Raw genomic sequence first — 20,889 nt, forward strand, 5'->3', positions numbered from 1 at the left:
CGTCGCGCCCCGGCGATCGGCCTATCCGGTCTTGTCCAGCCGGTCGCGAAGCATGCTCCACGGCAGCAGCGCGTTCGGCGCGAAGCGCAGCAGGCTGTGGAACGGCATCGGCGACGGTGGCCCGAAGGGCAGCGGCAGATCGCGGGCGTCGGTTCCACCAGCCCAATCCGCAAGCACCTTGCCCAGGGCCGTGGTCATGGCGATGCCGCGGCCGTTGCAGGCGCGACCCGCGATCAGCCCCGGTCCGAGATCGATGAGGTGGGGCAGGAAATCGGGTTCGACCGCAGCCATGCCCGACCAGCCATAGGCGAGCGGCGGCAGGTCCGGGAGCTCGAGATGCCGGGCCAGCCGCCGCCGGATCGTCTGCGGCAGGCGTCGTTCCGCACCCGCGCCGAAGACATGCATGCCGCCGCTAATCAGCCGGTTTTCGGCATCGAAGCGGTAGGTGAAGAGATTGCGTCTCGTGTCGCCGACGCCTTGCCCGCCGGGCAACAGGCGGCTGCGCACCTCGCGCGGCAGCGGCGCCGTCGCGATTTGGAAGATTTTCAGCGGGAAATAACTTTTCCGAAGCTCCGGATTGAGCCGTCCGCCATAGGCGTTGGTGGCGATCAGCACCTTTCCGGTGCGCACCGAACCCGTTTGCGTCTTCAGCGACCAGCCGTCCGCGATAGGGTCGATCGCGACGACGCGCGTGTGCTCGAACAGACGCGCGCCGGCTTTTTCCGCCACGTCGGCCAGGCCGCGCGCATAGGCGACCGGATTGAGCACGCCGCCGGAACGGTCCATCCAGCCGCCGGCATAGCCGCGCGCGCCGGTTAGCGCCTCCGTTTCTTGCCGGTCCAACACGACAGCCGGCCGGCCGCGCTGCGCCCATTGCCCTGCGCGTGATTTGACCTTTTCGAGCGCAACAGGGGAATGTGCCGGCTGGATCCAACCGCTCTGCACCGCGTCGCACTCGATGCCGTGCCGCCTGATCAGGCCGAAGACCAGGTCGGCGCTGCCGGCCGCGAATTCGATCAGCCTCTCGCCGCGCTCGGGTCCAAGATGGGCCTTTATCGCATCCGGATCCATTTTGGCGAAGTTCGGCACGATGAAGCCGGCATTCCTGCCGGTAGCGCCCCAGGCGATGGTTTCGGCCTCGAGAACGGCGACCGAAAGACCTCTGGCCGCGGCATGCAAGGCCGTCGAAAGGCCGGTGAAGCCGCCGCCGACGATGGCAAGGTCGACATCGAGCTCGCCTTCCAGCGCCGGGCGGAGGCGGGTCTCACGGCTGACCGCGTGCCAAAGCGAAAGCGCTTCCTGCCGGGCCATTGCGGTCACGAGCCGCTCTCGCCGGCGGCCACCTTCGCCCGCTTGCCGAGCCGTGCCCGCCGCGGCCGTTCCCCGAACAGTCCGTCGGGGCGGACCAGGAGGATAATGCACAGCATGACGCCGATTGCCACGATCTGCAGGGATGCGGCGCGGGCCTGTTGCTCCGGCGGGAACAGCGCGCTGGTCAGCGTGCCCGACCCGGCCCATATCCCCCAGACCAGGATGCTGCCGATGACGGCACCGGCATTGCTGCCCGAGCCGCCGACGATCAGCATCACCCAGACCTGGAAGGTCAGGATCGGCAGGTAATTGTCCGGCGCAATGAAGCCGGTGAAATGCGCCTGCAAGGCGCCCGCTAGGGCCATGATGGCGCCGCCGACCGCGAAGGCCTGGACACGGTAGAAGCGCGCGCTCTTGCCGAGCGAGATCGCCGCCCGCTCGTCCTCCCGCAGCGCCTTCAGCACCCGGCCCCACGGGCTGCGAGACAGGTGCTCCAGCGCCAGATAGGCGACCAGCGTGACCGCCGAGACGACGGCAAGGTTCGACAGGTTGAACAGCAGCGGCGTCTCGGCGAGGCTGCCGAAAGGGCGCGGGATGAAGCCGATGCCGAACGGACCGCCGGTCAGTTTCTGCGCATTAAGCGCGACCAGTTGCACGACCACGGCGACGCCGAAGGTGGTGATGGCAAGGTAGTCGGATCTGAGCCGCAACGTGGCGATGCCCGTCAGGGCCGCGGCGATGCCGCCGACGACCATGGCGCCGACCCAGCCGGCCAGGATCGGTAGCCCAAAACCGCCCAGACGCGCGGCATCGTCCGGCGTCGTCAGCAGCGCCGATGTATAGGCGCCGATGGCGACGAAGCCGGCGAGCCCGACATTGAAGAGCCCAGTCAGCCCCCATTGCAGATTGAGCCCCAGCGTGACCAACGAAAAGATCAGCGCCGTGGTCAGGAAGAAAGCGCCATAGCCGAGCAGGTCCATCAGCGTTCCCTCACACCAAAAAGGCCGATCGGCCGCACGAACAGCACCGCCATCAAGATGATGAAGGAGACCGCCGCGCGCCATTCGGCGCCGATCAGTTGCACGGCGCCCGCTTCGGCGAGCCCGATGATCAACCCGCCGAGCACGGCGCCCGGGATGCTGCCGATACCGCCGAGAATGGCGGCGGCGAACATCGGCAGCAGCATGTCGAAGCCCATGAACGGGCGGATCTGCACCAGGATGCCGATCATCACGCCGGCGACGCAGGCAAGCGCTGCGCCGAGGACCCAGGTGACACGCACCACCTTGGCGACATCGATGCCGACGATGCGGGCAAGTGCCGCATTCTGGCTCAGGGCCTGCATGGACCGGCCGGTCTGCGTGCGCGTCATCAACAGGTGTACGCCCAGCACCAGAATTGCTGTCAGCAGCAACAGCGCGATCTGGTCCGGCGTGATGCGGATGCCGAAGCCGACCGGCATGGCGATCTGGATGGCGCGGCTGAAATAGGTCGGGCGTGAGGTGAAGGTGAACTCGAGCAGGCTTCGCAGCGCCATCGAGGCGCCGAAACTTGCCATCACCACGATGATGGCCTGGCCCTGAGAGCGCAGCCGCGCGAACAGCACCTTGTCGAGCAGCAGCGCCAGCAGGGCGGTGAATGCCATGCCGACGACCAGCGCGACGATGAGCGGCCAGCCGAAGGAAAGCGGGGCGATCGGCGCCACCTTGCCGATCGTCGCGCCGATGGCGCCTACGACGGCCAGCGTCGCATAGGTGCCCCAGGCCATGAAGTCGCCATGGGCGAAGTTCGAGAAGCGCAGGATCGAATAGGTCAGCGTCACGCCGATGGCGCCGAGGCCGATCATCGAGCCCGTCAGCAATCCGTCGACGATGAATTGCAGGTTCATGCCGCACTTCCCTTGCCTGAAGGCGCGGCCTTGCCGGCGCTGTCCGGGCGCTGGCCAAGATAGAGCTCGGCGACCACCGGATCGCTCCACAGTTCAGAGGCGATGCCCTCGTGCCGGTCCTTGCCTTCGACCAGCACATAGGCGCGGTCGCCGATGGCGAGCGCCGCCTTGGCGTTCTGTTCGACCAGCAGGATGGTGACGCCGGACTTGCGGATGCCGGCCAGCATCTCGAACACCATCGAGACGAATTTCGGCGACAGGCCGGCCGACGGCTCGTCCAGCACCAGCACCTTGGGATGGACGATCAGCGCCCGCGCCACGGCCAGCATCTGCCGCTGCCCGCCCGACAGATTGCCGGCGGCGATACGGCGCTGGCGCGCCAGGTCCGGGAAGGTCGCGTACATCTCGTCGATGCGGGCGGGAACCTCGCGGCGCTCGATAATGCCGCAGGCAACCCTGAGATTGTCGTCGACCGACATCAGTGGAAACACGTTCTCGGTCTGAGGCACGAAGGCGAGCCCAAGCCGCACCATGGTGTGGGCCGGTGCGGTGGTGATATCCTTGCCGTCGAGGAGAACGGTGCCGCCGGTGACCGGGACGAGACCGGCAATTGCCTTGATCAGGCTCGACTTGCCGGCACCGTTGGGGCCGAGAACGACGACGATTTCGCCCTTCCTCACCGTGATCGAGGCACCGCGCACGATCGGCACGCCGGGCTCGTAACCGGCTTCGAGGTTGCGGACGTCAAGCACGGTCCCGCTCATGCCGCGCCCCCGAGATAGGCCTCGATGACGCGCGGATCGCGCGCCACCTCGTCGGCCGTGCCCTCGCACAGAAGCTCGCCGCCCGCCATCACCAGAACGCGATGGCAAAGCCGGGTCACCATGTCGATGTTGTGCTCGATCAGAAGAAAGGTGATGCCGCTTTTGTTGATGTCGCGGATGCGGTCGATGATGACTTCGAGCAGCGTGGCGTTGACGCCGGCCGCGGGCTCGTCGAGCAGGATGATGGCCGGGTCGGCCATCATCACACGGGCAAGTTCGAGCAGTTTGCGCTGGCCGCCGGAAAGCACCCGCGCCGGTTCGTGCGCCAGCCGGGTGAGCGAGACGAGTTCAAGCAGTTCGGCAGCCTTCTCGGCGGCTGCCTTCTCTTCGGCGGCGACCCGCCACGGGATCAGGAAATTGGCGAGCAGCCGCTCCCCTGCCTGACGTTGCGCGGCGAGCATGACGTTTTCGATCAGCGTGAGATTGGGCAAGGGCCGGGGAATCTGAAAGGTGCGCCCAAGACCGCGGCCAATGCGCAGGTGCGCTGCTTCGCCGGAGACGAGCGCCCCGTTGAGACGTATCTCGCCGCTTGTAGGCAGGATGCTGCCGGCGAGCAGGTCGAACATCGTCGTCTTGCCGGCGCCGTTGGGGCCGATCAGGCCGAGGATCTCGCCCGAGCGGACCTCGAACGAGACATCGTTGACGGCGACAAGGCCGCCGAAACGCCGCACGACGTTCTTTGCTGCCAGAACCGGCGCCTGGGTCTCCGTCCCATGCCGTTTCGCCGTGTCGTTCATCAAGCCCTCTGGCCGAAGCGATCTTTGCCGCTTTCTGATTTTTTGATTTGTGATCACACTTGCTTTGATCACGCTAATCAGCTTTAATTTTCTCCGCAAGCCGAAAACAGGCCAGGCCGCCGAAAAGGCCAAGATCGGGAACGCCATGCAAAGGGCTGCTGTCGAGCGCACCAACGAGGTCATCGCCGCGCAACTCGCGCCGGTCGGCCGCGAGACGGTGCAGGACCGCGTCTATTCCGAATTGCGCCGGGCGCTGATTGGCGGTCTCTTCGAGCCGAGCCAGGTTCTGACCATACGCGGCCTTGCCGATGCGCTGGTCACGTCTACCATGCCGGTGCGCGAGGCGCTTGGGCGGCTGATCACGGAAAAGGCGCTGGAAGCGCTTCCAAACCGCTCGGTGCGGGTGCCGCCGATCACGCTGGAACGGATCGACGACCTCCTGCGCGCCCGTGCCCTGATCGAAGGCGAAGCAATCGCGCTTGCCGCCGCGCGCATGGATCCGCGTCAGATCGCCACCATCGAAACCATTCTCGGTGAATGGGACGAGATGCGGGCGCTGAAGCACAAGAAGGATGTCGACCGCGAGGTGACGCTCAATCAGAGCTTTCATTTCGAAATCTATCGCGCCTGCGGTTCCGCCGTGCTGATCCCGATGATCGAGAGCCTCTGGCTGCAGTCGGGACCATGCATCCGAGTTGCAATCTATGCCTTTTCCGAGGCCGGCGAGGTCGACACCGCCCATTATCATCGCAGCATCGTCGCCGCGCTTGCGGCGCAGGATGCCCAGGCCGCACGCGAGGCGCTGGTGGCCGACATCAGCCGCCCTTTCGCTTTCCTGCGCGACAAGCTGAAGTTGACGGCAAAAGCGGAGTGAATGCCTGATATGACCAGACGCATCATCAGGATAACCGAGCCGCATTCCGAGCTGTCGGTGACGGCGCAGTTGCTGCCGGAAAAAGCGCCAGAGAACGCAACGTTCCTGTGGTCTTACCTGGCCGAGCCGCGCGTCGTCGCGGGCATTCATGCCATGTGGACCGGCCCGGAAATCTCCTGTCCGATCCCCGCGGCGCATCTGGACGGCGAGGCCTTTGCCCAGGCCTTGCCGGCGGAGAACGCGACGCTGACGCCGCAGCCCGGCGACATCGTGCTTTCCTATGTGCCGCCGCGCATGTGGGGCGGCAACCCGCATGCGATCTTCGACATCGGCCTGTTCTACGGGCAAGGCGCGCGCCTGCTGTTTCCGATCGGCTGGCTGGCGGGGAGCGTCGTTGCGCAGGTGCTGCCTGAGCAACGCGATCAGTTCGCATCTGCCTGCGGCATCATTCGCCGCAATGGCGCCTGCGACGTCACCTTCGCGCGGCTGGAGAGCTGAAATGGCTGAACGCGACGACAGCTTCGAACTTTTCGACCTCCGCGTCGAGGCTGTCGTCCCCGAGGGCAAGCCGGTGTATTGCGGCGCCAGGCCCGGCGACTATTTCGAGCTGAAAGGCGAGATGCTGTCGATGCCGGTGGGCCAGGGATTTTCGATCTATTCCATAGCGGCCGTGCTGCCGCTGCTGGCGGCGAAGCAGCGCCCCACCCATGCCAATGACTGGATGACCTCGGATGCCGAGATCGCCTGTCCCGATCCCAATTGCGCCAGCAGGCTCAGGATCGTCAGGACCGGCAAACGGCGGTTCAGCCACGCCGAGACCACGGCGGTGCCGCTGCCGAAGGAGAGTGAGCAGAGATGACCGCCAAGACTTTCGAACTCAGCCCCGGCTACACAATCTCGCGCGTCATTCGCGGTGGCTGGCAGTTGGCCGGCGGCCACGGCGCGGTCGACCGTCAGCAGGCAGTATCTGACCTGATCGCCACGTTCGACGCCGGCATCTGGACCTATGACTGCGCCGATATCTACACCGGCGTCGAGGAGCTGATCGGAGCGGCGCGGCTGCGTCTGGCCAACGAACGTGGTCTCGATGCCGCCGCCAGGATGAGGGTGCACACCAAGCTCGTGCCAGACCTCGAGCGGCTCGCCGGCATCAGCCGCGATTACATCAGAGGCATAGTCGACCAGTCTCTGCGGCGGCTGAAGACCGAGCGGCTCGACCTCGTGCAGTTCCACTGGTGGGATTATTCAGTGCCTCGCTATGTCGACGCGATGGGTTGGCTCGACGAGCTACGGCTGGAAGGCAAGGTGCGCAATGTCGGCACCACCAATTTCGATACGCAGCGCCTTGGCGAGATCCTGTCGGCCGGCGTGCCAGTCGTCAGCCAGCAACTGCAATACTCCGTCCTCGACCAGCGTCCGGCGGCGAGCCTCGCCGCGCTCGCGGCACGCAACGGCGTCAGCTTTCTCTGCTACGGTTCGGTGGCCGGCGGCTTTCTCGGCGACAGATGGCTCGGCGTCGCCGAGCCGGACATGCCGCTCGAAAACCGCTCGCTGGTCAAATACAAGCTGATCATAGACGATTTCGGCGGCTGGGAGCTCTTCCAGGCCCTGCTCAGGGTGCTGAAGCGGATCGGCGACCGCCACGGCGTCGACATCGCCACTGTCGCCAGCGCCTGGGTGCTCGAGCAGCCGCAAGTGGCGGCCGTCATCGTCGGCGCCCGCAACCAGGCGCATGCGCTGGCCAATGCGAAGATCATGGATGTCGCGCTCGGGGCCGAGGACCGGGCGGAGATCGGCGCCGTGATCGCCCAGAGCCGGGGTCCCCTCGGCGACGTCTACACGCTGGAGCGCGACCGTCACGGCCGCCACGGCTCGATCATGCACTACAATCTCAACGCGGCCCGGCCATGAGCGCCACCACCGAAAGCCTGTTTTCGCGGGCCAGCACCGAAATCGTCGAGTTGCATCGCTTCTTCGTCGACTGGTTCGTCGCATCGCGCGCCGGCAAGGCCGATTTCAGCCGCTTCGAACGCGTCATGGGCGAAGGCCTGGCCATGGTCACGCCTGACGGCACGGTCCTCGATCGCGATGCGGTGGTCGACCATGTCCGCGCAAGCTGCGCTTCCTGCGACGAAGCCTTCGCCATCTCGATCGAGGACATCCGGCCGGGCTGGCAAACCGGCGGCGCGATCGTCGTGCTCTATGTCGAGGCGCAGTTGCGAGGCGGCAAGCATAGCCGCCGTCAGTCGAGTGCGCTCTTCACCACCAATCCATCGGCGCCCAACGGCGTCGAATGGCGACATCTGCATGAAACCTGGCTGCAGATGCCGGAAAGCTGAACAGGCTCCAGGCGTGAAATTTGGTTCGTGTAACTCGATTCGTGTAGCTCAAGGGGAACAACAATGAGAAAGACGATACTCCAACTCACCACCGCGCTCGCTCTCGTGACGATCGCCGGCGCGGCCCATGCCGCCGACTGCAAGATCACGGTCGGCCTGGTCATGGAATTGACCGGACCGGCCGGTGAATACGGCCAGGCCGGCGCAAAATCGGTCGAGATGGCCTTCCGCGACATCAACGACGCCGGCGGCGTTCGCGGCTGCGATCTGGTGACCGACACGCGTGATAGTCAGAGCCAGGGCAATATCGCCGTCGATGCGGCGACCCAGTTGGTTCAGGTCAAGAAGGTGCCGGTGATCATCGGCGGCATCATCTCCTCGGTGTCGATCCCGATCCTGACCTCGGTCACCGCCCCGGCCAAGATCGTGCAGGTCTCGCCGGCTTCGTCCTCGCCGACGCTGACCGCACTCGGGCGCGATGGCAAGACCAACGGCATCTTCTTCCGCACCATCACCTCCGATGCGCTGCAAGGCGTGGCCGCCGCGAAATACGCCATCGACAAGGGCTTCAAGAAGCTGTCGATCATCCATGTCAACAATGATTTCGGGGTCAACATGGTGGCCGAATTCTCGCGCGCCTACAAAGCGCTCGGCGGCACCGTCGTCTCCGACACGCCCTACAACGAGAAGCAGTCGAGCTATGCCTCGGAAGTCACGGCGGCCATGGCCGGCGAGCCCGACGGGCTTTATCTCGTCAGCACGCCGGTCGACGGCGCCACCGTCGCCCGCACCTGGATTTCGCAAGGGGGCGTGCAGAAATTCCTGCTCAATGACGGCATGAACAGCCCGGACTTCATCGAGTCCGTCGGCGCCGACTATCTCAAGGAGGCCTATGGCACCTCGTCCGGCACCAGCCCGACCGCCTCCACCGACTACTTCACCAAGAACTACAAGGAGTTTTCGGGCATCGAACCGTCCAATCCTGCGGCCGACCGTTCCTATGATGCCGGCGCCATTGTCGGCCTGGCAATCGCCATCGCCGGCTCAGAGGATCCGGCCAAGATCAAGGACGCCATGTACAAGGCGGTCGATCCGGCTGGCGCGCCGATCTTTGCCGGCAAGGACGAGTTCGCCAAGGCGCTCGGATTGATCAAGGAAGGCAAGCCGATCCGCTACGAAGGTGTCATCGGCCCGGTCGCCTTCGACAAATATGGCGACATCACCGGTCCGTTCCGCCTGTGGAAGATCGTCGACGGCAAGGTAACGACCGACGGTGAAATGACCACCGACGACGTCAATGCCCTGCAGGCGAAGCTCCAATAGGCCGTCACATCAGGCAGCCCGGCATCGATCTCTCGATGCCGGGCTGCTCGCAACCTGCCTTGGCCTTGCGCTCTGAAATTCATGTCGTCCACAACAAGGGCTGCGGGCTTCATTCTCCCGACCCGCGTGACAGCCAGCGCCTGCGTCTTTCGCGCTGTTCGGCGAGCTCGGCCTCGTCCCAGTAGCCGATCAGCACGCCGGGCTCGATCAACGGATCGAAGTGCCGCATCCTGTCGTCGTTTCCCGTCAGCCATTCCTCGGCGGCGGTGATGCGGTTGTTGGGCAGCGCCAGCCAGCGGAACAGCGCCTGCCGCAGTCGTTCGATGTCGGCCGCCGCCGATGCTTCGGTGCCGAGGTCGCGCAGCTCGTCCGGATCACCGTGCAGATCGAAGAACATCGGCGCCAGGCCCTCGCCATGGACCAGTTTGAAGCGGCCGTCGGTGATCATGTAGAGCTTGCAGTCGGCGACCGGCATAGCGAGCTTCAGCCGCGCGGCATCGCCGCCATAATCGTACTCGCTCACCGCGTGCCGCCGCCAGTTCACGTCCTGGCCTGCCAGCAGCGGCAGCAGCGACCGGCCCTCGAGAACATGCGGCTTCGCCTTGCCGCCGAAGAAGTCGAGGAAGGTGGGCGCGAGGTCGATCATCTCCACCAGCGCATCGGACGTCGTGCCGCGCGTCGCGTCGGCCTGCCGGCGCGGATCGCAGACGATCATCGGCACCTTGGCCGCGACGTCGTGGAACAGGTATTTTTCGCCCAGCCAATGGTCGCCGAGATAGTCGCCGTGGTCGGAGGTGAACACGATCATCGTGTTGTCGAACAGGGCGCGCTGCTCCATGAACTCGAACAATCCGCCCAACTGATCGTCGATCTGCCTGATCAGGCCCATATAGCAGGGAACGACCCTTTCGCGGACCTCGTCGCGGGAGAAGTTCCTGGAATAGCGCTCCTGCTGGAAGGCTTCGAAGATCGGGTGAGGCGAGACGCGTTCTGCTTCGCTGCGCACGACCGGCTTTATGTCGGCCTTGCCGTACATGTCGTGATAGGGCGCCGGCACGATGTAGGGCCAGTGCGGCTTGACGTAGGAGAGATGCGCGCACCAGGCTTCGCCCTTTGCCTCGGCCTCCTCGATGAAGCGCATGGCGCGGCGCGTCATGTAGGGCGTTTCCGAATGCTCCTCGGGAATGCGCGCCGGCTTGTCGGCATGGACGAGCAGCCAGCCGTTGAAATTCTCGCCGTTCTCGCCTTCACCGGAATTGGCCCAGTGCTCCCACGGATTGGCGGCATCGAAGCCGTGCTCGCGCAGATATTGGTCGTAGGCCGGGTCGGGATCGTAGGCGGACGACGGATGCAACCCGTCGTCGCGCTCGAACGGTTCGAAGCCGCATTCGGCGACGCGCACGCCGATGATGGACGTCTTGTCGATGCCGAGGCGCTCCATGCCTTCCTCGTCGGCCCTCATATGCGTCTTGCCGATCAGCGCGCAGCGCACGCCGATCTCGCGCAGATGCTCGCCGAGCGTAGGCTCGCCGACCCTGAGCGGCACGCCGTTAAGCGTCGATCCGTGCGAGCGGACATAGCGGCCTGTATAGGCACTCATGCGCGAGGGCCCGCACACGGTCGATTGCACATAGGCGTTGGTGAAGCGCACGCCGCGGCTGGCCAGCCGGTCGATATTCGGCGTGTGCAGGGTCTGGTGTCCGGCGCAGCTCAAATAGTCGAAGCGCAGCTGGTCGCACATGATGAAAAGGACGTTGCGGCGGTCTGTCATTGGTCGTCCGTCATTGTGGTTCGCGCAAGACCGGTGTGCCAGAACGGCCGATGTCCTACAACGATGCCTCAAAATATCATTTTACCCAACCAGATGCCTCATGCACTGTGGGAGCCGGGAGGGTCGAAATCGTGCCGTTCGTCACCATTGGCGGCCTTGCGCTGCACCACCGCTATATCGAGGCGACCGGCACCGCGCGGCCGGTGATCTTCATCAATTCGCTGGGTACCGATTTGCGCATCTGGGACGATGTCATCTCGCAATTAAGCGGTGACATGCCTCTGCTGGTCTACGACAAGCGCGGCCACGGACTTTCCGATATCGGCAGCGGCATCCGGTCGATCGATGATCATGTCGACGATCTCCTGGGCCTCATCGATCATTTCGATCTCGGCAGGGTCGTGCTGTTCGGCCTGTCGGTCGGTGGCTTGATCGCGCAGCGGCTCTATACCCGTCATCCCAGCTGCGTTGAGGCTCTGATCCTGTCCGACACGGCGCACAAGATCGGCACGGACGAGAGCTGGAATAAGCGTATCGCCACCGTCGAGCGCGACGGGATCGAGGCGATAGCCGACGGTGTGATGGAAGCATGGTTCACGCCCGGCTTCCATGCCGCGCGTGCGGCCGACCTTGCCGGTTGCCGCAATATGCTGACCAGGCAGGCGCTGCCGGGTTACATCGGGACATGCATGGCGGTCCGCGACGCCGACCTCACCGAGGCCGCGCGGCGTATCGCGGTGCCGACACTTTGCATGGTCGGCGACCAGGACGGCTCGACACCGCCCGATCTCGTCCGCTCGCTGGCAGCGCTGATCCCCGGCGCCCGCTTTGAAATCATTCCTAATGCCGGCCATATTCCCTGCATCGAACAGCCGGAGGCGGTGGTCGCGCTGATCCGCGATTTTGTCGCGTCGCCTCCTCCGGGGCAGAAACCTTTGAGCGCGGCTACCCCTTGATCGCCGAGCCGACGATGGAATCGACGAAAAAGCGCTGCAGCAGGACGAAGAGGATGAGCGGCGGCAGCACGGCAAGCGTCGCGCCGGCCATCACCAACCCGGTGTTGACGGCGCCTCTGTTGTAACTCAACAGCCGGCTGAGGCTGATGACGATCGGATAGGCGTCGGCGTTGCCTTGCAGCACGGTCAGCGGCCACAGATAGCTGTTCCAGTGATAGACGAAGGCAAACAGCGCCAATGCCGCGATCGCCGGCGCCACGCTGGGCGCCACGATCTTGAACAGGATCAGCAGTTCGGAGGCGCCGTCCATGCGCGCAGCGTCGATCAGATCGTCAGGCACGCTTGCAATGAACTGGCGCATCAGGAAGATACCGAAGGCATTGGCGAGGTTGGGCACGATGATGCCGGCGAGGCTGGCATTGAGGCCGATCGAGCCGACGAGGCGATAGAGCGGGATCAGCGTCACGATCGGCGGCAGGAACATGGTCGCGATCAGCACCGAGAACAAAAGCGAGCGGCCGGGGAAGTGGTATTTGGCGAAGGCGTAGCCGGCCATCATGCTGGTGATGAGGATACCGGCTGTGGTGATCGAGGCGATGACCAGGGAATTCCACATAGAACGGCCGACATTGACCACGCCCGAAACTTTCCCGTAGGCGTCGAGGCTCGGCGTGTGCGGGATCCACACCGGCGGCACCTGCATGCTCTCGGCCGGAGTCTTGAGACTGGACAGAACCATCCAAACCAGCGGAAAGGCCGACGCCACGGCCACGAGCAGCATGAGCGTGGCCAGCAGCGCCTTGCGGCCGGCGGGGCGTCTGCGCGGCAACCGGCTCGACGATCCCGCGCTCATTCCTGATCCTTCCGGTTGGCAAAGGCGAACAGAGCGCAGACCACGACGATCAGCGACAGCATCAGCATGACGGCCATGGCCGAACCCAGTCCGCCCTGCGCGCGCTCGATGCCGACGCGGCGTATGTGATAGGTCAAGACATTGGTCGAGCCGACCGGCCCGCCCTGCGTGATCAGCGCCACCGGCTCGAACACCTGCACGGCGTTGATGATGGCGATCACCGCGCTGAACAGGAGTGTGCGCCGCAGCAACGGCAAGGTGATGAAGCGGAACTGCTCGAACCGGTTGGCGCCGTCGAGTTTTGCCGCCTCGTAGAGGCTGCCGGAAATCTGGGTCAGCCCCGCAATCGCCAGCACCGTGAAATAGCCGACCTGCTGCCACACGTTGAGCAGGACGATCGAGATCAGCGCCGAGCGCGGGGACGACAGAAAGGGCTGCGGGCCGACGCCGATCAGGCCGAGCATCTGATTCAGCGGCCCTTCACCAGGCGAATAGAGTTTCGACCACACCAGCGCCACCGCGATCATCGGTACCACATAGGTGGAAAACAGCACGGTCCGCAGCGCCGTGCCGCCGCCAACATCGTGCTGGTGGACCATCAGCCCGAAGGCGACCGAGAGCGGCAGGATGAGGATGACGGAAAGCGCGGTGTAGATGGAGGTGTTGATCAACGCGCCCTTGAAGTCGCGTCCGACCGATGAGGCGCCGAAAATCTCGCGAAAATTGTCGAAGCCAATGAAGGCCGCATTGGAAAAGGCGTCTGCGTCGACCAGTCCTGGAAGGATAGCCAGACGGTGAGCAGCATCGGCAACAGGATGAAGATGCCGATCAACGTCACGGCGGGCGCCAGCATGATGCCCGCCGAGGCACGGTACCTGTTGATCATGGTTCAGTCTACTTGGCGGCGCGCTCCAGGATCGAGGCGGCGTCCGCCTGTGCCGTCGCCTGCGCATCCTTGGCCGAGACCTGGCCGTACTGCAACGCCTCCAGCGTCTGCTGCAGGGATTCCGAGAACTCCTGTCCGCCCGGCACGACCGGGAAGGGCTTGGCGTCGGCCAGCACGCTGACATAGCCCGACAGGAATTCCGAGCCGAGCTTGTCCTTGTGGGCCTCGATATCGGAGCTGCGCGAGGGCAGGATGCCCATCGACATCAATATGTCGGACATCGCCGAGGCGCCGTTCTTGCCGGATTTCGGATTGTTGAGCCAGGCCAGGAATTCCCATGCGGCCTTCTGCTCGGCCTCGCCGGCATTGACGTTGACCACCGTCATCCAGGAATAGGAGATCGAATGCGGCTTGTCGCCGCTCGGGCCGACGGGGATTGGTGCGGTGGCGATATCCGCGAACCTGTCGCCCATGCCTGCCTTCAGCGCGCTTTCCCACCAATTGGCCATGATGATCATGCCGGTCTTGCCGGAGACGAAATTGTCGAGGAAGGGGCCAGTGGTGTTGGCGTCTGCCGTCGCCATGGCCGGCACGCTGGCGCCCGACTTGATGAGATCCTCATAGAGCTGGAAGGTCTGCGCGGCCTGCGGAGTGTCCAGCGCCGGTTTGCCGTCCTTGACCAGGTCGCCGCCATTGGAGACCAGCAGCGAGGCGAAGGGATGGACGACGCCCGCCGCCCAGGAATTGATCATGCCGAAACCCTGCTGGCCGGCATCCTTGTTGGTCAGCTTCTTCGCCGCCTCCTTGAACTCGTCCCAGGTCTTCGGCGCAGCGGTAATGCCGGCCTGCTTGAACAGTGCCTTGTTGTAGTTCAGCGCGTAGACGTCGATCTCGTTGGGAATGCCGTAGAGCTTGCCGCCGACCGACGCGGCGCTCACCACGCCAGCCGGCCATGCTCCCTTGACCTCTTCGGCGACGGGGTCGGGGGCGGGCGCGACGAGCTTGTCGCGGGCGAGCTCAGGCAACCAGAGATCGTAGATGCCGCCGATCGTGGGACCGTCCGCGCCGCCGCCCTGGGAGCGCAGCGTGGTCAGGAGATCGCCGAAGGGAACGGCGCGCACGGTGACGCTGACATCTGGATTTGTCTTCGCATAGTCCTTGGCCGCCGCTTCCAGCAATGCGACCGTCTCCGGCGACCAATGGGTGAGATAGGAGATGTTGACCGACTGCGCCCAGCCGCTGGCGGGCAGGATGGCCAGGCTCGCGGCCAGAGCCAGTTTCGAAGTCCAGGCAAGAGACATCCTCATCCTCCCTCAGGCTAGCGATCACGATGACGTTATGACAACATGAAGCATTGGCGCAAGGGCCCGATTGCGAAAAAGCTGCGCATGGCGCTGTCCCTGATTTCTCTGCTGTCCGTTCACATACGAAATTTACGGTGGAAATACAGTTAGCTGTGAAGGAATCATGGTTGATTGGCTTAGCCCAGCCGTTCCCGGAGGGAGTGTCAGACCTCTTGCGGAGGCTGCTATGTCGTTATAATGACTTTCCTGAGGAATGACTCTCCGCGGCGTCGATAGGGCCGCGGGACGCCAAGGACAGATAAAAATGGGAGACTGGCAATGAGCATGCTTTCAATTCACCGACGCGCAGCCCTTGGCCTGATCGGCGGCCTTGCCGCCTGCGCCGGCCTGTTCACCAGCCTGCCGGCGCGGGCCGACAGCACGGTGACGCTGTGGAGCTGGCGCACCGAGGACGAAGCCGCGATGCGCCGCATCTTCGATGCCTTCGAGGCCAAGAACCCAGGCATCAAGGTCAACATCCAGTTCACGCCGGATGCCGACTACCAGAACCGCCTGAGCACGGCGTTGCGTGGCGGGCGCGGGCCCGACATCGCCCAGCTCAAGGCCTATGGCGAATTGCAGCCTTTCGTCGAGGCGGGCTATCTCGACGCGCTCGACGAGAGCGTGCCGGAACTGAAGAGCATGCCGGACGCAGCCCTTGGCGGCGCGCGTGGGCGCTCCGACGGCAAGCTCTACGGCGTGCCCTATTCGGTGCCGATGATGGGCGTCTTCTACAACAAGGATATCTTTGCCGCGCAGGGCATCGAGGTCCCCAAGACCTACAAGGATTTCGTCGCCGCCTGCGACAAGCTGAAGGCGGCCGGCATCACGCCGATCGCCACCGGCGGCGCCAACGGCTCGGCGTGGGAGTTGGAGATCGGCGTCGGCGTCATCGGCCCGACCGTCTACGGCCCCGGCTTTTACGACGAGATGATGACCGGCAAGGCGACCTTCGAGGATCCGCGCTATGTCGCGGCGCTGAAGCGCTTCGCCGAGCTGAAGCCTTATTTCCCCGACGGCTTCGCCGGGATCGACTACACCACCGCCACCCAGCAGTTCATTGGTGGCAAGGCCGCGATGTTTCTTGGCGGTTCGTTCGAGAATGGCAGCTTCAAATCGCAGAACCCGAAGCTGAAATTCTCGATCTTCCCGTTCCCGGCCGACGATGCGGGGGCAAAGCTCTACACCTCGGCCTTCTCGGACGGCTCCTACGGCCTCGTCTCCGAAAGCGCGAACAAGGAAGCCGCGATCAAGGTGCTGGACTTCATGGCCTCGGCCGAATTCGCGCAGATGTTCGCAGACGAACTCGGCTGGCCGCCGGCCCGCACCGATGTCACGGTGAAGGACCCGGTATTGGCCGAGATGATGGAGATGTCGAAGAACTCGACGCCCTACCTGACGCTGGTCGGCTTCCGCTGGCAGTCGCCGACCGCCTCTTCCGTCCTGCAAGCGGAGATCATCGACATGGTCGAAGGCAACATCGCACCGGAGAAGCTGGCGGCCGACATGCAGGCCGCCGTCGCCACCTGGTTCAAGCCGAAGCAGTAAGGAGCCGGGCCGGCCGCAATGCGGCCGGCCTCCCACCGGGCAAGCCACGCATGATCGATCGTCGCCGCAAAAGCAGCCTGAAGCGAACGCAGCAGCGCATGGCCGTGCTTTTCATCCTGCCGGCGCTGGCCGTCTACGCCCTGTTCGTCCTCTATCCCTTGGCGATGTCGCTGTGGGGCAGCTTCTTCATCTGGAAGGGGCTGCGCATCACCGAGTTCGCCGGCCTGTCGAATTTTTCGCGCCTGTTCGTTTTCCCCAGTAGCGCCAGGCTCTACGGCGCGCTCTGGCACAACACCGCCTGGTTCTTCGGCATCATGGTCTTCCAGAACGGCATCGGACTGCTGTTCGCCTGGCTGCTGTTCCTGCGTGATCGGGGTGCGGCCTTCTTCCAGTCGGTGTTTTTCTTCCCCGCGGTGCTGAGCCCGGTCATCGTCGGTGCGCTGTGGCGCCTGCTGTTGGCGCCGGGCGGCGTGGTCGAATGGGCGCTGAACGGGCTTGGCCTGCATCAGGGCAGCCTGACCGTGCTTGGCAACAGCCACACCGCGCTGGCCATGCTGGTCGCCGTCGACGCCTGGAACTGGATGGGCCTGCCGGTGCTGATCTACACGGCGGGCCTGCGGCAGATTTCGGGCCAGATCTTTGAGGCGGCGAAACTCGACGGCGCCGGCAATGCGCGCATGCTGTTCTCCGTCGCGCTGCCCTTGCTGATGCCGGCGCTGGGCACGCTGACGACTTTGTCCTTCATCAACACCTTCAACCAGTTCGACATCGTCTATGTGATGCAAGGCGTACAGGGCAATCCGAGCTATTCGACCGACACGCTGGTGACCTATTTCTACAGGCTGGCCTTCGGCGCGGAGGGCGCCGTCGGCATCACCGATATCGGGCTTGCTTTGGCGTTGGGCACCATGCTGTTCCTCATCCTCAGCGTCGGCACGCTGTTGATGCTGCGCTTCTTCGACCGCCGCACGGTGCAGCTATGAGCACGCTGGCCATCTCAGGCAGTCCCCTGATCTCGCGCCGGCTTTCGCGGCTGCCCGGTTGGACGGTGCTTGCCGTATGGACGGCGGCCGTGCTGCTGCCGCTCTACATCCTCGTCGTCTCCTGCTTCAAGTCGACGGCCGAAATCTACGACAACCGGCTCGGCCTGCCGACAAGCTGGGCCTTCGACAATTTCGTCAACGCGTGGACACGTGCCGAGCTCGGCCACAATTTCATCAACAGCCTGATCGTCACCGCCGGCGCGGTCATCCTCACCATCGTCGTCTCGGCCATGGCCGCCTATCCGCTCAGCCGCTATCGGCTGGGCTGGAACGCCATCATGCTCGGCCTGTTCCTGTCCGGCATCATGCTGCCGATAAGGCTCGCCTCGGTCGAGCTGTTCACGCTGATGCGCAATCTCGGCCTGCTGGATTCCCTGACCGGACTGATCCTCGTCTATTCGGCGATCCGCATTCCCTTCGCCGTCTTCATCTTCGCCAATTTCATGCGCGTCCTGCCCTCCGAACTCGACGAGGCGGCACGCATGGACGGCGCCGGCGAGGTCCGCATCCTGTTCCAGATCATCCTGCCGATGGTGAAGCCGGCGGTGTCGATCGTCGCCATCTTCACGGCGATCGCCGTGTGGAACGACTTCTTCTTCCCGCTGATCTTCATCTTCGACGACCGCTACAAGACCGTGCCGCTGGCCATCAGCGTCTTCGTCGGCCAGTACCGCACCGATTGGGGCCTGGTGTTCGCCTCGCTGGCGATCTCCATGGCGCCGATCCTGATCATGTATTGTCTGCTCGCCCGCCAGATTCGCGAGGGCGTCGGCGCCGGGGGAGGCATGAAATGATCGAGGACAGGATTTATGCCGCCAAATCCATCCTGGTCGTCGGCGCGCATGCCTTCGATGCCGAGGTGATCGCCGGACCGCTGGCGGCGGCCGCCGTACTGAGGGGCACCACGGTGACGTTCCTGCACCTGAGCATGGGCGAGCAGGGCCATCCGTGCCTGATTCCCGAGCACTATTGCGCGCAGAAGGAAGACGAAGCGGGCAGGGCGGCCGCGCGCCTCGGCGTCGCCATGCGCAATCTTGGCCTGCATGATGCGTTCCTGCCTTCCGATGACGAGACGGCGCTGAAACTGTGCGATGTGATTCGCGAGCTGAAGCCGGAAGTGGTCATAACCCATTGGCACGGCAGCTGGCACAAGGACCATCGCGCCGCAGCCAAGCTGACGCAGACCGGCATCTTCTTCGCCGCCTTGCCAACCGTTGCGCGCGACCATGCCGCCTTTACGCCGGGCTTGCTGCTGTTCGGCGAGAACTGGGAGGACGATGACGGTTTCCGCCCCGAGCATTTGGTCGACGTCAGCGACGGCTTCGAGGCGTGGAGCGAGGCGGTGAATGAATACGAGCTGGCGCGGGGCCTGAGCAGCTTCCCCTATGTCGATTACTACAGCGCGCTCTATCGTCTGCGCGGCTGCCTGCGCGGCACGCGCCATGCGCAGGCCTTCGCGGCGGCCTCGCATTCCTGGAACGCCGGCAGCGGTCTGTTCGCGCCGCCGGCTGCCGGAGGGCGCCGATGACGCGGGTTCTGGCCATCGATCTCGGCGGCACAAATCTGCGTGCCGCCGTCCAGTCCGGCAATGTCAGCGCGCTGGAGAGGCCGAGCCACGAACCGGCGCCGGCAAGCCTTGATGCCTTCGTCGCCCGTATCACGGCGCTTTGCGCCGAGGCTGGCGCGGTCAAGGCGTTGGGCCTGGCGGTGCCAGGTCTCGTCGAGGGGTCGGTCTGCCGCTGGATCCCGAATCTCCCTTGGCTCGACGGTGTCGACATCGCGGCGCTGTTCCCACAGTTGCGCGTCGCCGTTGGCAATGACGCGCAGATCGCCCTGCTGGCGGAAGCCGTTGAAGGCACCGCGAAAGGCATGTCGGATGCGATCCTGCTGGCAATCGGCACGGGTATAGGCTCGGCGGTGCTCGCCAACCACCGCATCGTCGCCGGCACGCATGGCGGCGCCTGCTCGTTCGGCTGGGCCTGCGCCGACATCAAGGACCATGGCGAGGAGCGCAGCGGCTGGCTGGAGCGCGTTGCATCGGGCCGTGCGCTTGACGCGCTTGCCGGCCAGGTCGGCCTTGCCAACGGCCGCCAGCTGATCGCGGCTGCCCAGGCGGGCGAACTCGCGGCACAGACCTTGCTCGAGCTGCCGGCGCGCCGGCTGGGCACCGCGCTTGCCGGCGCCGTCGCGCTGCTCGACCCCCAGGTGATCCTGGTTTCCGGCGGCCTTGCCGATGCGCTTGACGTCATCGGACCGCCGCTGCTCGCCGCGCTGCGGCGCCAACTGCCGCCGCATCTGCGCGGCATTTCTCTCAAGGCTGGCGCGTTCGGCCCCGGCGCCGGCCTGGTCGGTGCGGCAGTGGCCGGGCAGGCCGGAAGCGGGTGGAGACAGATCCGATGAGTGAAGCCAGTTTTCAGCAGCCGGATCGCAGAAGGCCCGAGCCGCTCTGGTATCAGGTCGAGGAGGCCATCCGCGCCATCGTCAAGAGCGGCGAATGGGCGACGGGCGACCAGATCCCAGCCGAAGACCGGCTGGGCGCGCTGTTCGGGGTCAGCCGCATCACGCTGCGCCACGCTTTGCGCAATCTGGAGGAAAGCGGATTGCTGCGCCGCGAACACGGACGCGGCACCTTCGTGCGCTCCACCACGCTCGTCGCCGGCACCCGCGAACTGACGAGCTTCACTCAGGAGATGGGCAATATCGGCGTCGTTGCCGGCTCGCGCCTGCTCGATTGCAGCCTCACCACCGCCAATGCGGCAGCGGCCGGCGCGCTGGAGATTGAGGAGGGTGACCCGGTGGTGCGCATCCGGCGGCTGCGGCTCGGCAACAACGAACCGATCGGCATCCAGACGGCGCAGCTCTCAGCCGCACGTGTGCCGGGCTTCCTCGACGCCGGCCTGCTGCAGGGATCGCTGTACGAGGCGCTGGAGCGCCACTACGGCATCGTGCCGGTGGCGGCGCGCGAGAATTATCGCGTCGGCGCGGTTGGCGCGGCGGATGCCGAGCTGCTCGATCTGCCGGTCGGCAGTCCGGCTTTCGTGGTCGAGCGTATCGCCACCGACGAGCGCGGTCCGTTCGAGTTCACCGTCTCCATCATGCGCGGCGACCGCTACGAGATACGCTCGACGCTGCGCGCCGGGCGCGTCCCGTCAAATCCGCGAAGCTGATCCATCATCACCCAAGCAGACACTTA

The 20,889-nt window shown here is 65.0% G+C and carries 22 protein-coding genes; 13 read left to right on the forward strand and 9 right to left on the reverse strand.

Features of this window, described 5'->3' with window-relative positions; all coding sequences use genetic code 11:
- Positions 1 to 21: 21 nt before the first annotated feature.
- Genes FJ942_RS00925 through FJ942_RS00945 form a run of 5 tightly spaced genes read right to left on the reverse strand, consistent with a single transcriptional unit; the run spans position 22 to position 4,760 of the window.
- The gene (locus FJ942_RS00925; RefSeq protein ID WP_140897077.1) at positions 22 to 1,320 is read right to left on the reverse strand and encodes an FAD-dependent oxidoreductase; all 1,299 of its coding nucleotides are present in this window, start codon (positions 1,318 to 1,320) and stop codon (positions 22 to 24) included.
- The gene (locus tag FJ942_RS00930; protein ID WP_181169798.1) at positions 1,317 to 2,294 is read right to left on the reverse strand and encodes a branched-chain amino acid ABC transporter permease; all 978 of its coding nucleotides are present in this window, start codon (positions 2,292 to 2,294) and stop codon (positions 1,317 to 1,319) included. The genes FJ942_RS00925 and FJ942_RS00930 overlap by 4 nt, the downstream gene beginning before the upstream one ends.
- Positions 2,291 to 3,199 carry a branched-chain amino acid ABC transporter permease gene (locus FJ942_RS00935; protein WP_140897079.1) on the reverse strand — a complete coding sequence of 303 codons (909 nt, stop codon included), beginning with the start codon at positions 3,197 to 3,199 and terminating at the stop codon, positions 2,291 to 2,293. Before FJ942_RS00935 ends, FJ942_RS00930 begins: the two co-directional genes overlap by 4 nt.
- Positions 3,196 to 3,963 (reverse strand): ABC transporter ATP-binding protein, encoded by a 768-nt coding sequence (locus FJ942_RS00940; RefSeq protein WP_140497660.1) that lies wholly within the window; start codon positions 3,961 to 3,963, stop codon positions 3,196 to 3,198. Before FJ942_RS00940 ends, FJ942_RS00935 begins: the two co-directional genes overlap by 4 nt.
- Positions 3,960 to 4,760 carry an ABC transporter ATP-binding protein gene (locus FJ942_RS00945; protein ID WP_140897080.1) on the reverse strand — a complete coding sequence of 267 codons (801 nt, stop codon included), beginning with the start codon at positions 4,758 to 4,760 and terminating at the stop codon, positions 3,960 to 3,962. Before FJ942_RS00945 ends, FJ942_RS00940 begins: the two co-directional genes overlap by 4 nt.
- A 145-nt stretch (positions 4,761 to 4,905) precedes the next feature.
- On the opposite strand from FJ942_RS00945, the gene FJ942_RS00950 reads away from it, so the two are divergent.
- The 6 genes from FJ942_RS00950 (at position 4,906) to FJ942_RS00975 (ending at position 9,296) form a co-directional block, all read left to right on the forward strand.
- Complete coding sequence (locus FJ942_RS00950; protein ID WP_140497664.1) at positions 4,906 to 5,634, forward strand: GntR family transcriptional regulator; 729 nt, start codon at positions 4,906 to 4,908, stop codon at positions 5,632 to 5,634.
- A 9-nt stretch (positions 5,635 to 5,643) separates the two neighbouring features.
- Entirely contained in the window at positions 5,644 to 6,132 is a 489-nt protein-coding gene (locus FJ942_RS00955; RefSeq protein WP_140497666.1) for a DUF3830 family protein, read from the forward strand.
- Position 6,133: 1 nt separating this feature from the next.
- The gene (locus tag FJ942_RS00960; RefSeq protein ID WP_140497668.1) at positions 6,134 to 6,493 is read left to right on the forward strand and encodes a TIGR04076 family protein; all 360 of its coding nucleotides are present in this window, start codon (positions 6,134 to 6,136) and stop codon (positions 6,491 to 6,493) included.
- On the forward strand, positions 6,490 to 7,545 hold the full coding sequence (locus tag FJ942_RS00965; protein WP_140763457.1) for an aldo/keto reductase: 1,056 nt from the start codon (positions 6,490 to 6,492) through the stop codon (positions 7,543 to 7,545). Before FJ942_RS00960 ends, FJ942_RS00965 begins: the two co-directional genes overlap by 4 nt.
- Positions 7,542 to 7,973, forward strand: a complete 432-nt coding sequence (locus FJ942_RS00970; RefSeq protein WP_140497672.1) for a DUF4440 domain-containing protein — start codon at positions 7,542 to 7,544, stop codon at positions 7,971 to 7,973. The genes FJ942_RS00965 and FJ942_RS00970 overlap by 4 nt, the downstream gene beginning before the upstream one ends.
- 63 nt (positions 7,974 to 8,036) lie before the next feature.
- A complete protein-coding gene (locus FJ942_RS00975) occupies positions 8,037 to 9,296 on the forward strand; it encodes an ABC transporter substrate-binding protein (protein ID WP_140514561.1) in 1,260 nt (419 codons plus the stop codon).
- A 109-nt stretch (positions 9,297 to 9,405) separates the two neighbouring features.
- On the opposite strand, the gene FJ942_RS00980 is transcribed toward FJ942_RS00975, so the two are convergent.
- Positions 9,406 to 11,067, reverse strand: coding sequence for an alkaline phosphatase family protein (locus FJ942_RS00980; protein WP_140671880.1), 1,662 nt, complete (start codon positions 11,065 to 11,067; stop codon positions 9,406 to 9,408).
- Positions 11,068 to 11,198: 131 nt separating this feature from the next.
- On the opposite strand from FJ942_RS00980, the gene pcaD reads away from it, so the two are divergent.
- Positions 11,199 to 12,023, forward strand: a complete 825-nt coding sequence (gene pcaD / locus FJ942_RS00985) for a 3-oxoadipate enol-lactonase (protein ID WP_140671878.1) — start codon at positions 11,199 to 11,201, stop codon at positions 12,021 to 12,023.
- Here the strand turns inward: pcaD and FJ942_RS00990 are convergent.
- The 3 genes from FJ942_RS00990 to FJ942_RS01000 all read right to left on the reverse strand — a co-directional run bounded on the left by FJ942_RS00990 (position 12,013) and on the right by FJ942_RS01000 (position 15,063).
- Positions 12,013 to 12,876 carry a carbohydrate ABC transporter permease gene (locus FJ942_RS00990; RefSeq protein ID WP_140497680.1) on the reverse strand — a complete coding sequence of 288 codons (864 nt, stop codon included), beginning with the start codon at positions 12,874 to 12,876 and terminating at the stop codon, positions 12,013 to 12,015. The genes pcaD and FJ942_RS00990 overlap by 11 nt on opposite strands.
- On the reverse strand, positions 12,873 to 13,547 hold the full coding sequence (locus FJ942_RS00995) for a sugar ABC transporter permease (protein ID WP_246679628.1): 675 nt from the start codon (positions 13,545 to 13,547) through the stop codon (positions 12,873 to 12,875). Before FJ942_RS00995 ends, FJ942_RS00990 begins: the two co-directional genes overlap by 4 nt.
- A gap of 223 nt (positions 13,548 to 13,770) precedes the next feature.
- Positions 13,771 to 15,063, reverse strand: a complete 1,293-nt coding sequence (locus tag FJ942_RS01000) for a sugar ABC transporter substrate-binding protein (RefSeq protein WP_140897081.1) — start codon at positions 15,061 to 15,063, stop codon at positions 13,771 to 13,773.
- 321 nt (positions 15,064 to 15,384) lie between these two features.
- Between FJ942_RS01000 and FJ942_RS01005 the strand changes: the two genes are divergently transcribed.
- The 6 genes from FJ942_RS01005 to FJ942_RS01030 are packed head-to-tail and all read left to right on the forward strand — an operon-like array spanning position 15,385 to position 20,863.
- The gene (locus FJ942_RS01005) at positions 15,385 to 16,653 is read left to right on the forward strand and encodes an extracellular solute-binding protein (RefSeq protein ID WP_140514572.1); all 1,269 of its coding nucleotides are present in this window, start codon (positions 15,385 to 15,387) and stop codon (positions 16,651 to 16,653) included.
- Between the two features lie 50 nt (positions 16,654 to 16,703).
- Positions 16,704 to 17,636, forward strand: a complete 933-nt coding sequence (locus tag FJ942_RS01010; protein ID WP_140514575.1) for a sugar ABC transporter permease — start codon at positions 16,704 to 16,706, stop codon at positions 17,634 to 17,636.
- The gene (locus tag FJ942_RS01015; protein ID WP_140897082.1) at positions 17,633 to 18,490 is read left to right on the forward strand and encodes a carbohydrate ABC transporter permease; all 858 of its coding nucleotides are present in this window, start codon (positions 17,633 to 17,635) and stop codon (positions 18,488 to 18,490) included. The genes FJ942_RS01010 and FJ942_RS01015 overlap by 4 nt, the downstream gene beginning before the upstream one ends.
- On the forward strand, positions 18,487 to 19,224 hold the full coding sequence (locus tag FJ942_RS01020; RefSeq protein WP_140629063.1) for a PIG-L family deacetylase: 738 nt from the start codon (positions 18,487 to 18,489) through the stop codon (positions 19,222 to 19,224). Before FJ942_RS01015 ends, FJ942_RS01020 begins: the two co-directional genes overlap by 4 nt.
- Positions 19,221 to 20,096 carry an ROK family protein gene (locus FJ942_RS01025; RefSeq protein WP_140897083.1) on the forward strand — a complete coding sequence of 292 codons (876 nt, stop codon included), beginning with the start codon at positions 19,221 to 19,223 and terminating at the stop codon, positions 20,094 to 20,096. Before FJ942_RS01020 ends, FJ942_RS01025 begins: the two co-directional genes overlap by 4 nt.
- Positions 20,093 to 20,863, forward strand: a complete 771-nt coding sequence (locus FJ942_RS01030; RefSeq protein WP_140562046.1) for a GntR family transcriptional regulator — start codon at positions 20,093 to 20,095, stop codon at positions 20,861 to 20,863. The genes FJ942_RS01025 and FJ942_RS01030 overlap by 4 nt, the downstream gene beginning before the upstream one ends.
- The last annotated feature ends 26 nt before the right edge of the window (positions 20,864 to 20,889 follow it).

The sequence above is a fragment of the Mesorhizobium sp. B2-4-2 genome (assembly GCF_006442845.1).
Lineage (GTDB): Bacteria > Pseudomonadota > Alphaproteobacteria > Rhizobiales > Rhizobiaceae > Mesorhizobium.